The 12,807-nt window shown below is 63.3% G+C and carries 13 protein-coding genes; 2 read left to right on the top strand and 11 right to left on the bottom strand.

The window, feature by feature from the left end; all coding sequences use genetic code 11:
- The first annotated feature begins 183 nt into the window (after positions 1-183).
- A complete protein-coding gene (gene ehuB, locus EN845_RS06145; RefSeq protein ID WP_135906833.1) occupies positions 184-1,056 on the top strand; it encodes an ectoine/hydroxyectoine ABC transporter substrate-binding protein EhuB in 873 nt (290 codons plus the stop codon).
- 96 nt (positions 1,057-1,152) lie between these two features.
- Here ehuB and EN845_RS06140 read toward each other — a convergent pair whose 3' ends face one another.
- The 10 genes from EN845_RS06140 to EN845_RS06095 form a co-directional block, all read right to left on the bottom strand.
- Complete coding sequence (locus EN845_RS06140; protein ID WP_189521913.1) at positions 1,153-1,593, bottom strand: CopG family transcriptional regulator; 441 nt, start codon at positions 1,591-1,593, stop codon at positions 1,153-1,155.
- Between the two features lie 5 nt (positions 1,594-1,598).
- On the bottom strand, positions 1,599-3,584 hold the full coding sequence (locus tag EN845_RS06135) for a conjugal transfer protein TraG (RefSeq protein WP_135906832.1): 1,986 nt from the start codon (positions 3,582-3,584) through the stop codon (positions 1,599-1,601).
- A 141-nt stretch (positions 3,585-3,725) separates the two neighbouring features.
- Entirely contained in the window at positions 3,726-5,465 is a 1,740-nt protein-coding gene (locus tag EN845_RS06130) for a VirD2 family relaxase/mobilization nuclease (RefSeq protein WP_135906831.1), read from the bottom strand.
- 243 nt (positions 5,466-5,708) lie between these two features.
- Positions 5,709-6,371 carry a lytic transglycosylase domain-containing protein gene (locus EN845_RS06125; RefSeq protein ID WP_135906830.1) on the bottom strand — a complete coding sequence of 221 codons (663 nt, stop codon included), beginning with the start codon at positions 6,369-6,371 and terminating at the stop codon, positions 5,709-5,711.
- Positions 6,372-6,481: 110 nt separating this feature from the next.
- Positions 6,482-6,811, bottom strand: coding sequence for a DUF736 family protein (locus EN845_RS06120; protein ID WP_135906829.1), 330 nt, complete (start codon positions 6,809-6,811; stop codon positions 6,482-6,484).
- A 34-nt stretch (positions 6,812-6,845) separates the two neighbouring features.
- Positions 6,846-7,391, bottom strand: a complete 546-nt coding sequence (locus EN845_RS06115; RefSeq protein ID WP_135906828.1) for a S26 family signal peptidase — start codon at positions 7,389-7,391, stop codon at positions 6,846-6,848.
- Complete coding sequence (locus EN845_RS06110) at positions 7,388-7,879, bottom strand: DUF2840 domain-containing protein (RefSeq protein WP_135906827.1); 492 nt, start codon at positions 7,877-7,879, stop codon at positions 7,388-7,390. Before EN845_RS06110 ends, EN845_RS06115 begins: the two co-directional genes overlap by 4 nt.
- Entirely contained in the window at positions 7,876-8,931 is a 1,056-nt protein-coding gene (locus EN845_RS06105; RefSeq protein WP_135906826.1) for a replication initiator protein A, read from the bottom strand. Before EN845_RS06105 ends, EN845_RS06110 begins: the two co-directional genes overlap by 4 nt.
- Positions 8,932-8,948: 17 nt before the next feature.
- Positions 8,949-9,230: a helix-turn-helix domain-containing protein gene (locus tag EN845_RS06100; RefSeq protein ID WP_135906825.1), complete on the bottom strand. Its 282-nt coding sequence runs from the start codon at positions 9,228-9,230 to the stop codon at positions 8,949-8,951.
- Positions 9,231-9,532: 302 nt separating this feature from the next.
- A complete protein-coding gene (locus tag EN845_RS06095; RefSeq protein WP_135906824.1) occupies positions 9,533-9,859 on the bottom strand; it encodes a DUF736 domain-containing protein in 327 nt (108 codons plus the stop codon).
- 757 nt (positions 9,860-10,616) lie between these two features.
- Here EN845_RS06095 and EN845_RS06090 point away from each other — a divergent pair.
- Positions 10,617-11,891: a DUF4238 domain-containing protein gene (locus EN845_RS06090; RefSeq protein WP_135906823.1), complete on the top strand. Its 1,275-nt coding sequence runs from the start codon at positions 10,617-10,619 to the stop codon at positions 11,889-11,891.
- Here the strand turns inward: EN845_RS06090 and EN845_RS06085 are convergent.
- A complete protein-coding gene (locus EN845_RS06085; protein ID WP_135906822.1) occupies positions 11,867-12,769 on the bottom strand; it encodes a hypothetical protein in 903 nt (300 codons plus the stop codon). The two genes, EN845_RS06090 and EN845_RS06085, sit on opposite strands and share 25 nt — an antisense overlap.
- Positions 12,770-12,807 lie beyond the last annotated feature (38 nt).

Below are 12,807 nucleotides of genomic sequence, written 5' to 3'. Positions count from 1 at the left end.
AATCGCAACTCACGAACAAACGGATTCCCTCCACGAGCGAGAGCCTCTCATTGCTGAATTCGCAATATTTCGTACATATTTTATACATCTATATTGACGGACTGCCATCTTCAAACGTAGCGTCGCGCGGCTGAGGCGGAACGCCTGCACGCAACAACTCAATCTCACGGGAGGACTGCACCGATGAAATTTCGAGCCCGATCGGCCGCCATTGGCCTGGCCTGCATCGCTTATGCCGCCATTGTCGGATCCGTGTTGCCGGCAATGGCGGAGACGACAAAAGAACGCGTCTTGAAGGAAGGCAGGATCGTCATCGGCATCCATAACCGTGCGCCATGGGGCTACAAGAAGGAGGGAACCGGCGAATTGCTCGGCTGGCACCCGGACCTGCTCAGAGCTGCGTTCGCCGATCTCGGCGTCAAGCAGGTCGACTTCGAGGTCACCGAGTTCGGCGCCTTGATCCCGGGCCTGATGGCCGGGCGTTTCGATGCCGTCGCGTCCGGTCTGTCGATAACGCCACCGCGATGCCAGCAGGTCGCCTTCGGCGCTCCCGACCTGAGGTCCGACGACGCGGCGATCGTGCTCACCGGCAACCCCAAGGCGATCCACAGCTATGCGGATCTTGCCAAGAAATCCGAGGTGATCATGGGCGGCGGCCGCGGCAGCAATGTCATCACGAATGCCATCGCCGAGGGCGTGCCGCAGGACCGCATCCTGCAGTTCCCCGACATCGAGACCAACATCGCCGCACTGCGCGCCGGCCGCATCGATGCCGCGGTGTTCTCTTCCCCGACGGTGATCGGGCTGCTGGCCGGCAACAAGAGCCCCGATCTCGAGCGCGCCAGCCCTTTCACGACGAGTGAGAAGTCGATCAGCTATATCGCGATCGCGTTCAGGAAGGACGATGGCGATCTCCGCGATCTCTACAATCAGGGTCTGGCGAAAGTCATGTCGAGCGGCACCATCGCCACCATCATGGCAAAGTATGGATTTGGCCCCACCGAAGACGTGCCGCCGGGATTGACGACGTCGCAACTGTGCGGCGCCGCCAACTGACCCGCACTCGCCGGCCGAAGGCGCTGGCGTCAACAGGATTGAAGGCGTCGCGCGAAATCGGGCGGCGCCCACGGTCCGCGGACAGACGTGTCGAGTTCACGTCTGTTCCGGATCGCGGGAAGCCTCGACGTCTTCGGGGATTTCCTGCCGCAAGTTCGGCCCCTTGGCCAGGCGCCTGCCAAGCGCGGAGACGAAAGCCTCATAACGCTCGCTCGCCTTGGCGCGCGCTGCCTGGGCCATCGGCTCAGGCAGCGCCGGGGTGGTCGCCAGCCAGAAGCGAATGAACACGGCCAGCGTCTCAATCGAGATGCCGACATCGCGCTCAAGACGCGCAAGCCGGCGGTCGCTACGGTCGAGGCGCGTTGAGACAGCCGCCTCGCGTTGGGTGTCGGCATCGGGCGAGAGGAAAGACGCGATCGCCGCTTCAGCGATAAGCGACTGAGAGCGGTCGCGCCTGGCAGCGTAGTCGACCAGCATCGCCATGACAGCAGGATCGAGATAGACGGAGATCTGAACCTTTTTCTTTCCTGCCGTCACCACCTTCACAACCCCATACCGTCATCCGGATCGAGCGCGATCTGCCGCGCCACGCCGCGCGCAAGGCGCGCCATCCGGCTGCTGCTCGCAGCCAGATCATCAGCGTCGTCAGGCACGTCGGGCTCGAACTCGTTGACAAGCGGCGGCGCCGCCGCAGCAGGAAGAAAGGGATCGAGTTCGGGCTGACGCCGCAACTCGGTCTCGGTCGATTCCTGCTGGGTTTGTGCCACCACCGTCGCGGCAGCCGCACTCCCTGACGGAAGCGGCAGCGGAAGCGCCGTCCAATCGTCAGGCTCCGGCTCGGTTCGATCGGCAAGAGCCGGCGGCGGCAGAATGCGCTTAAACAATCGCGGGTCTTCGAAGTAACGCGCCTTCTTCGCCCGGATCGGCGGCGTGCCCGCCAGCATGACGATCTCGTCGCCAGCCGGCAATTGCATGATCTCGCCTGGCGTCAGCAATGGCCGAGCCGTTTCGGAGCGCGAAACCATGAGATGACCGAGCCATGGCGAGAGCCGGTGGCCGGCATAGTTCTTCATCGCCTTCAGCTCGGTTGCCGTGCCAAGGGCATCCGACACGCGCTTTGCGGTGCGTTCGTCATTGGTCGCGAAGCTGACGCGCACATGGCAGTTGTCCAGAATTGAATTGTTCGGCCCATAGGCCTTCTCGATCTGATTGAGAGACTGCGCGATCAGGAAAGCCTTCAACCCATAGCCGGCCATGAAAGCGAGCGCGGATTCGAAGAAGTCGAGCCGCCCGAGCGCCGGGAACTCGTCCAGCATCAGAAGCAGGCGATGGCGTTCCGCCCTCGCCTGCAGATCCTCGGTCAGACGGCGGCCGATCTGGTTGAGGATGAGACGGATCAGCGGTTTGGTGCGACTGATGTCGGAGGGCGGAACGACCAGATAGAGCGTCGCCGGACGGGTATCCCCGACCAAATCGGCGATGCGCCAGCCGCAGGCGCGGGTCACCTGCGCCACCACCGGATCGCGATAGAGCCCAAGGAAGGACATCGCCGTCGAGAGCACGCCGGAACGTTCGTTGTCGGACTTGTTCAGCAACTCACGGGCAGCACTTGCAATGACCGGGTGCGGACCGCCCTCGCCCAGATGCGGCGTCGTCATCATGGCTGCCAAGGTCGATTCGATCGGTCGCTTCGGATCGGACAGGAATGCGGCGACGCCGGCCAGGGTCTTGTCCGGTCCGGCATAAAGCACATGCAGGATCGCGCCAACCAGAAGCGCGTGGCTCGTCTTTTCCCAATGATTGCGTCGTTCAAGCGAGCCTTCCGGGTCGACAAGGATATCGGCGATGTTCTGCACGTCGCGGACCTCCCATTCCCCGCGGCGAACCTCGAGCAAAGGATTGTATGCGTCCGATCTGGCATTGGTCGGATCAAACAGCAGCACCCGGCCGTGGCGGGCGCGAAACCCGGCGGTGAGGCCCCAGTTCTCGCCCTTGATGTCATGGACGATCGCCGAGCCAGGCCAGGTGAGCAGCGACGGCACGACCAAGCCGACACCCTTTCCCGAACGCGTCGGCGCAAAGCAAAGCACATGCTCGGGCCCATCGTGGCGCAGATAGTGTGGTCCGTACCGACCCAGCACCACGCCGTCGGGGGCAAGCAGGCCTGCCGCCTGCACCTCGCTCCTGTCGGCCCAGCGCGCAGAGCCATAGGTCGCGACCTTCGTCGCCTCGCGCGCACGCCAGAGCGACATGCCGATCGCCACGGCGATCGCGATGAAGCCGCCCGAGGCGGCAATCAGACCGCCGCGCATGAAGATGCCAGGCGCATAGGCGTCGTAGAAATACCACCACCAGAAGATGGCCGGCGGATAATAGACTGGAAGGCCGCCGATGACGAACCAAGGCGCCCCCAGCCCCTCCTGATAACCCAGCTGCCACGCCGACCATTGCGTCGATCCCCAGATGGTGAAGAGCACGATCAGGAAGACAGCAACAATCTGCCCCCAAAGGACTTTCGTTCCCGACATTCGTTTCTCCTTTGTGCCGAGAGGTCGGCAAGGTCGAAGTGAGGTTCAACAGCGGGCTGACGCTGATCGTGTCGTCTCGCACTGCCGGCAAGGAAAACAGGCGATCGGCAACCCAAGATTCCAGATCCATGGGCAGCACTCTCACAAGCCGAGACCGGGCTTGCGGCCGAAGCTCCAATCGGCGCCGCCATCACCGCGAACAACACCGGAGACGTGGTTGCCGAGATGGCGCTCCAACGACGGCGTCCAGGGTACGAGCTGGAAGCCGAGCCCGTCATCGATCATCGCGAAACGGCCGGACGCAAGCGCAAGGCGTTGGCTATAGGTGCCGGCCACGAATTCGCCTTTGCCGGCACGGTTGAACGACCGGCCGGTTTGGACCGACAGCCTGTTTCCCAGCGCGTCGAGTTCCCTTTGGCGCAGCGTGCCGATCAAGTTGCCGGCAAAGACAGTTCCGCGCGGCTGCCGCTCTGCCAGCCCCAATCCGACCAGGTGCTCGGCGCGCCGATCAAGCGCCTGGCGCACCTCGGCGCCGAAGCCGCCATCCGATAGTGCCACCGCAGGACGGACGAGAGCCTGCCGGTCGAGCCAGGTCGCCCCTTCCGCAACGACCTGACGTTCGATGTCGAGATCCGAGCGCACGGCAAGCGCCAGTCGACGGCGTCCCTGCGCGTCGTCAAATTTGCGCAATTCGACGATCGAGCCCGGCGCGCCGTCGCCCGCCGCCTCGAGGTCGGCGAGCCGGACGTGGTGGCAACGACCGTCGATGCCATCGATGACCGCATAGGCCGTGCCCTTGAGTTCGTCATCCAGTCCGCGCTCGATCAGACGGCCGATAATCTTCTCATCGACGCTCTCGGCGGCCAGCACATAGCTGGCGCTCGCGCGTTCAATGTCGCGGGCCGAGAGGGCGCGATGCATGCGTCTGATGATATCGCCGCGCTCACCCATTTCGCGCAGCGTGGCCTCGGCTCTGTCGCTGACGATCCATTGGCCAGGCCCGATCTGATCGGCGAGGCCGAGCGTTTCCAGTCTGCGCAGCCGACCCACCTTGAGCGCGATAAATTCATCAGGCTGGCGATCGGCATGCGGCGCGAGATCGATGACACCGTTGTCGCGTGCGTCGCGGAGCATCTGGCGGTCGAGCCCGGTCCACCGCTCGGCCTCGACCTGCCGCTCGACATGCCGGCGGATTTCAAGATCAGACCGCGGGCCGAGTTCCTGCGTGACGAGATCGCTGGCGCGATCGCGCATGCCGCGGCTAATGTAGTCGCGTGAGATCACTAGGTCCTGGCCGTCGTCGGCCCGGCCGCGCAGGATGACGTGGACGTGCGGATTGTCGGTGTTCCAGTGCTCGACCGCGACCCAGTCGAGCGGCGTGCCGAGATCCTTCTGCATGCGATCCATGAGATCACGGGTGAAGGATTTCAGATCGGCCATCTCGAGCGCATCCTCGGGCGAGACGATGAAGCGGAAATGATGCCGGTCGTCCTTGCAGCGTGCGACGAAATCCTCGGTCGACGCATCGTCACCCTCCGGTCCGAACATGCGGGCTTTGGCGTCGTCGCGCGTGACACCCTCGCGGCGCAGATAGTGGAGGTGGGTAGCCAGCGGCGCGCCACGCTTCGAATGGCGAACCACCCGGGTCTTGATCGTGGCGAAGCGGGAGCGGCCGGTAAGCAAACGGTTGGCCTGAACGCTCGCTGCCCTGCCGCGTCCGAATTGCGAGCGCTTGCCTGAACTGATCCTGCCGGCCCGCGACACGCCGCCGCCAGCCTTCTGGGCGGCCGCGAGCGCCTGGGCGATGAAAGGCCGCGACGATTGGGATCGCGTCGAGCGAATGCGCCCCGGACGGACGCGGAATTCGCGCTCATCGGCCATGGCAACGCCGCACACACTGCCAAAAGCGAAACAAACACAATGATTTGCATGGTCCCAGCACATTGCGCCGAGGCGCTGCAATGTGCGGGAAGCGGCGAAAAACCCAGCAAAAACAACCAACCGACATCAGCACAATGTGCCCCCTTTTATCTTGCCATCCCTCGGTTGTTGCCCTGTGCCCGACGCGCCCCGCAGGCCGCGACGTCCAAAGAGACGCCAGGGCGCGATTTGACGGAGACTTCGTCATCGCTGCGATGTCGCGACGTCGGACCCCATGAACAGTCGGCGCGGCTGCGAACCGGCAGCGAAAAGTTCGCGCACCAAAGGTGACGACCAGACCTCGACGGAAGCGTCATCGCCGGACGAAAGACGGGAAGCGGCCATGGACCCGGACCGCTCTACGAACAGCGGCGCGGCCTTCCAAGTGACGGCCTTGGCATAGCCGGCGGTGAGCGGGCCGGGAACATCACCGCCGCCCCAGAAAGGGCGAAGCTTCGCAACATAGTCCCGCGTCTCGGCCGGCAGCCGTCGGCCCTTCAAGGAGGCTTCGTAGCGTCCTGGCCCGGCATTGTAGGCGGCAAGGAAGCCCGGTGAGCCGTATCGATCATAGAGCTCGCGAAGATAGGCGGTGCCGGCAAGGATGTTGTCGTGCGGATCATAAGGATCGCGGCCGAGTTGATGGCGAAGGCGCAGCTCGGCAAAGGTTCCGGGCATGATCTGCATCAAACCCACTGCCCCCTTTCGCGAGATCGCGCGCGCGTCGCGGGCGCTTTCGAGGTGCATGATTGCCCGTATCCAGCGCTCAGGAACGCGGAAGCGATGCGAAGCCTCGGCGATATGCGCGGCATAAGGATCGTCCGCGGATTTGCGGGAGACCGGCGCGGATTGTGCGAGCGCTCCTGTCATTGCGTGACAGAAGATCAGCATGCCACCGATAAGGAAAAGTGTCTCACGCCGCGCAGGCAACCAACAGACGGGGCGGCTTTCTTCCGCACATTTCGGCGCCGATGGCCCACTCATCGAGCGCGCTCCGGCCGCGATTTCGGCCGCATCCAGCGCAGCGACCAGGAGCCGTCATCGGATCGGAAGAGACTGGCGCGAAAGCGCCGGCCAAACAGCGGATCTTCCAATCGGCAAGACAGATAGTCGCCAGCCGTCTGTCCGGTTTCCTTCCAGGCCGCGCCGACCTCGGGGCCGCTGCCGTCGCCGATGTGGATGCGAAAATCCGGCGCCTTGCCGTCGGACGCGCTGGTGGGGACGAGCACCAGTTCGGCATCCACGAGCAACGTTCGAATGCGCCCGGAGTAACCGGATTCTGTTTCCTGGAAGACGCCGATCTCGGCCATGAAGTAGCTCCTTTTTCTTGTTGGCTGGGTGAATTCAGTTCACTGGCGCGAGCCAGGCGTAGTGGCCATCGCCCCCCTCGTCGGTCCAAAGCGGCAGCGCGCGACCGACGATCGAACTCGCCGGGAACGGGCCGAAATAGCGGCCGTCGAGACTGTCCTGGACCTTTGGATTCATGACGAAGATTTCGTCGGCCGCGATGATGCGGCAGCCCTGCCAGTCGGGCAGCGCGCGGCCAATGCGGTCGCGCTCGAGTGCGGCACCCACCGCAAGCCCGTTCACCGTGATGACGCGACCGACGCGGCAGACTTCTTCTCCAGGAAGTCCCTCGACGTGCTTCAGCATCGGCACACCGAGCGGAAGGTAGCCACGCTCGGCGGTGAACCGGGCGACCGCCTCTGGCGGTTCGATGACAGTGAGCACGCCAGCCGTCGGAGCGCCTATTTCCCTGATCGCATAGAGCCCGATCGGCGTGCTGGCCGATGCGTTCCATAGCAGCAGCGGCGGCATCTCCATGACAGCCGGAGCGACCGTCGCGATGACCGCCGCAAGGGCCGCGGCTAGGCAAGCGGCGCGGCTCATGATGTGGCTCGCTTGCGCAGCAGGAAGGCTTGGTGCTGCTCGAGCGAATAGGCGCGCGGCGTTCCGCCGGCGACCAGACGGTTGTTGGTTTGACGCCAATAGTCCGGTGCGGCCTCGACTGGATCGAGGCCGATCGCCTCGATCGCATCGATCAGTTGGAGAACCCGCTCGACCTTGTCCCAGCCTGCGATCTTGAGCAGGGACTCGCCGCCTGGCCGGATATAGGGCAGCGTCTGATATGGTTCAGCGGGCAAGACGGCGCGCACGATGTCGACGCGCGAAACGATGGTGCCAAAGTCATTCGCCGCCCAGCGCACGAACGCAAAAACACTGCCCGGCGCAAATCCGACGACGCGGCGCCGCTCGTCGACGATTGTCTCATGTGCATGGCGTCCGAAGCGTATCCAGTGCTCGATCCGCTTCTCGATCCAGATCAACTCGACCGTCGTGAAGTTGCTGCGCGGCGTCGATCGGGTAGACGACGTCATGTGTCGTCTCCCTCGCGCCGGCCAACCCACCGCCATTTCTGGTCGCCATCGCCGGCCCGCGTCTCGCGCGCAAGAAGGTTAGTTTGTGAGTTAGACTCTAAGTTAGGAGCGCGATTTTCCGTTCCGGGCCCGTCCCTTAAGGCCGGTCGCGGTTCCCGAAAGCACGAGGCTGCGGTTCCCGATGGCACGATAGTTCGGGTTCCCGATGGCACGATCCTGTCAACAGGCGCGGGCGCCGGTTCGAAAGCCAACAGCACGCGACCGCTGGCTTCGACCTCCGTGAACAGCAGATATCCCGGCAAAGGTTGGCGGCGCACGATGTCACGCAGCTCGAAGGCGAAGCGCTTGAGCGGCGAGAGGCTGCCGGACTTGCGATGCAGGTGGCTGATGTCGAAACGCCAGCCGGCGCGCTGGCGTCCGCCATGCTTGCGCACCAGCCGATAAAGCCAGCGCTCCAGGCCGCCCGTCAGCCCGAAATAGGCGCGGTCGATGGTCAGGATCAGCGCATCGTCCATGACGGCGCGATAGAACCAGTCAGGCAGGACCAGTTCGACGCCGAGCGGGCGGCCGTTTCGACCGGACAGTTCCTGCCATTCATTGATCCACGAGAAGCGATGGCGCCGGCCTTCCGCGGGCTGGCGAATGGAGGTGACGACGCTTGTCGACTGCAGGCGGTCGAGCGCCGCCTTGAGGCGCAGATAGTCCCGCTTCGAGACGCCGCGGCCGATGAAGGTAAGGATTTCGTATGGCGTCGCGGCCATCAGGCGCGAGGTGCGCAATCCGGCATCCCGCGCGCTGACGATCTGGCTCGCGGCCCAGATCAGGATATCGGCGTCCCAGATCGTCGCCATGCCGTGGTCGGGCATCGCTTCGACGCAGATAACGACATCGCCGGCGCGAAAATCGATCGGCGCGATGCGCCTGGATTTGGCAAGCGAGAAGAAGGGATAGGCCATGAGGTCCTGCGCATCGCGTGGCGCGACGACACCGGGCAGCGCGTGGAACAGATCAAGCTGTCGGCGTTCTGACGGTTGGCGTGTGCGTCCAGACATAGGAGAGATCAGCGGGCTCAGCGCCTCTCGCGCCCGGCATAGGCGATCAGGCGCGCCGCCTGAGGCTTGGCGGGCAGCACCGAGCCATGCGGATCGGATGTCGATGTCATGGCGCCGCGCTGCGCCCAGGCCTGGAGGTCGTCGACCGCGTAGACGACGCGGCCGCCAAGTTTGCGATAGGCAGGCCCGGTGCCGTAGGTGCGGTGTTTTTCTAGCGTGCGCGCGGAAAGACTGAGGAAATGCGCGGCTTCCGAAGTGCGCAGGTAGCGCGGCGGCAATGGCGCGGCGTCGGCGTTCATGAGGTCTCTCCTTCCGGCCGTTGCGGTTGAACGGCGATAGATGGCCAGGATGGAGGAGCGTGGGGACGGTGATCAGGTGCGCAATTGAGGGGCGCTATTTCGCACCGCCGATGGTCTTCAGGATGTGCGTCGGCGCGCGCAGCAATTGGTGGTGGCCGCGCTCCGCCATCTTCACGCCATCGCGCATCCAGAAACGCATCCGATGACAAGAGGCCGGGCTATGGCGGCCGGCGGTGCGGAGAGCTTCCGCGGTCACCGGCAGAAGACGCCTCGCCCGGTACCGGGGCGAGGCGTCTGCCACCTTACTCGCCGTTGCGGCGGTTGGGGCGGGACCAGATGAGGCTGTGGCCCTCGCCTTCCTCGTCGGCGAAGAGGTTGGCGTAGATCGGAGCGGTGAAGCTTGGATCGTCGAGCTTGAGACCGAGATAGTCGCGACCCTCGTTGGAGCGCTTGGACCAGGCGGCGCCGATCTCGGCCTTGCCGACCACGACGCGGTGGCTTGGAGCGTTCTCGCCGCTGGCCCTTGTGTCGGGGACGATGCGCACGCCCTTGGCCTGGACGCTGAGGGTGACGATCTCGCCGGTGAACTCGTTCGCATTGTTCTTCTTGAAGGTGCCGATGGTAGCCATTTTCAGTCTCCGTTTTCTCGTTTCCGAGCCCGCACCATGCGACCTCGATGGCGATCGTGGGGCCGAAGGCGACCGCCGCCGCATCGCTTGCGACCGCAGCAAAGCGGAGGATGGCGCAGGCGCGCGTTTCTTGGTTTCGCGAGGAATGGGCTTTGCCAAGGGGAAGAAACGCGCGACGCGCCATTGCGGCATAGGCGGTTGAGGCTTCAGCCGTCCTTCGGCCAGATCAGCCCGTTCGAGAGGTCGTTGGTGCGCTCCGCGAAATGGCCGACGTGGAGGCAAGGGCACCACTGGTTTTCAAAAAAGATGAAGCGAATTGGTGGCCGAGATGTCAGCCGACAACAGCTTGGCATGACCTGAATGAATGCTTGAGCCATCCGCTGCCAGCAGCACACGGTGAAGTACCGCGAATGTCTCATTTTGGGCCGTCTCCGGACGGTCCGAATGTGGTGAGCGTACCGCGGATAGCGGTCGTTCGGACCCAGTAGGCAAAATTTGCCGTCCGTCTACGACTCCATCGTAGTCATTCGGAGCGAATTTGCGAATACACGAAACTTGCCATCCGTTGACCCAAATTGACGGCGACTCTGACTTTGGCTGAGTCGTTTACAGAAGCTAACATTCCGTGCACGTAGGAGTTAGTTGCGGTCGGATATCACAAGTGGACAAAATCTGACGGGCTTGCCGCCATGTGGTGCCCGACGAAATACCTCCGCACTTTCAACGGCGCCGAAGCACCGCATCACTGCAGGGAACGATGAACCGGCCATCCAGAAAGCATCACTTTGTTCCTCAGGCCCAGCTTCGGCACTTTGCGGCCGATCCAGAACGACGCTCCATCTACGTTTTCGCCAAGCGGTCCGACCGATCTTTTCTGACGTCGATTGCCAATGCTGGCTCCGAGAATGACTTCAATGTGGTGAGCCTGGGCGATACCAAATGGAACTTCGAGGATCTGTTCCAGGAGGTCGATGCGCGCTCCGCGCGCCTCGTCGTCGAAATCGTCTCGCGACGTTCGCTCGCGTGGATGACGGCGGATGACCGTATTGCACTGGCCGATTTCTTCGCGACCCAGATGCTGCGGACGCATTTTAGCCGAACGGGACCAAAGCATCTGGCGGGCCAATTGCGGGAGATGATGCGCCAGGTCGGCTATGACCGGGATGCCGATCCGCACATGGCTATGCCATCTGATGCGTCAGTGAGACTTGGCGCCGTCAAGGCGTTCCTTGAACGGGAAGGTCACACCGTTGCGCTACTTGATCTTCATCCCGCCATCTATGCGAGCGACGGCGAGCATCGCTTCATCATCTCGGACCATCCGGTCAGCCGGATCAACGCATTCCCCTATGGGAATGTCGGGCTCACTTCGCCGGGCCTAGTGGTGATGCTGCCGGTTTCACCTGGCCTGACGCTTGCCCTGCATTGCCAGACGATCGTCCAACGTTACGAACTGGCGGCGAGCGCAGATATCGAGCCCGAACGCAAGACAAGAATGATCCGCTATCGGGACGGCCTGCGGTCCGGTGAGCCGATCGCTATCGATGGCAACATGGTGCGCTACCTCAATGGTCTCCAGGTCTCGCAAAGCGCTGGCTATCTTTATGCCGATACCGATGCGTTCGACTTCGCACGCGAGATTCTAGGGGAGGACGAGGACCTGCGGAGCGTCGAGACCCATGTCGAGCTCGGCGAGATGGGGCATGCGCCTCCACCGCGACCGGGCATGCCCGCAGGGACGCACCTCGTCATCTTTGGTCCCCTCGATCACTGCACGCTGGCAATTGAAGAGATCGACAAGAGCGGCGAAGGCTTGACGGCACGAACCAGGCAGATCGATCTGCTCGCCCAGGTCGCCGCCGACAAGGCGATGTTGCGGGTCGAGCTGTATGTCGATCGGCGGGTGAGGCGTGGAATGGGCCAAGTGATGGTGGAGCGTTTTGGCGAACCGGCGTCCGGCTGGTTTCGGGTTGTCCATCGCGACGCGAGCTTGAGATCGCTCGGCCTTCAGCTCGATGCCGAGCGCCGTTGAGATCGCCCGGAGCGGACAGAGCGCTTCAGGATCCGGTCGAGATCGGCGTAGGTGAAGGCGGGGGCGCGGCCGATCAGGAAGGACGGCGCGAACAGATCGATCACCTTCTGACCGGGTTTCAGAGATTCACGTATCTTGCGCCTGACTTGTTTCAGTTGTGCGCCGGAAGGATTTGCGATGCCGTCGCGTTGCAGAACGGCCGTGACCATGCGCTCCAGGCGATCCTGCCGCATGCGCCCGATGCAGTAGGTTCGAATGTATCGCAACAGCGACTGCAGGAACAAACCCTGGCAGTGAAATGACTGCATGACGCCGCCCAGGGTCTGCTCGAATGCGGCTGTCACATTCGAGGTGCGGTTCATCTCTCGATAGAAGTCCAACGTTTGCGCCTCGAGGAAGCCGACGCTGATTTCAGCGGGCGGTGCGAAGAAGAGATAGGACGGCACGGGACGCCTCAGGCTCACTTGTTTGTAGAGATGCAACCCGAAGCAAAGAGCGAAGATGCAGGTGAGATTGTTGGCCGCCGCAACGTTGAGGGCACGGAGATCTTCGATGATCTCAGCCCAGCCGACGCGTTCGCCGCTCGGCGCTAGCAGGAGCCCCTCGTCAATTGTTCCGTGAGCATCGACATGGAGCACCGGCCTCAATCCCTGCTCGGCCTTCGTCGTCAACTGGCTGAACAGCTCGCTCAGTTCGCTACGATCTCGAACCGCATATTCGAACACGGGGAAACCACCGGCGGTGGAGAGGCCCTCAAGGTCTTCTAGGATACGCCGGCTGGGGCCCATCTCCTGTTCCGGTAGCGAGTGAATCCAGACGACCGCGTTGGTCTGCAGCGGTTCCGAGATCGTGAGTGCGGTGTCCGAGTACGATATCATTCTGCCGAGCCTCGCCTTGCGCTGGCGCCTGCTTGCTG

Origin of the sequence: Mesorhizobium sp. M8A.F.Ca.ET.202.01.1.1, assembly GCF_004791595.1 — a bacterium.
GTDB lineage: Bacteria > Pseudomonadota > Alphaproteobacteria > Rhizobiales > Rhizobiaceae > Mesorhizobium.
Note: the sequence above shows the minus strand (reverse complement) of the source record. Positions and strands in the feature narration are given on the sequence as shown.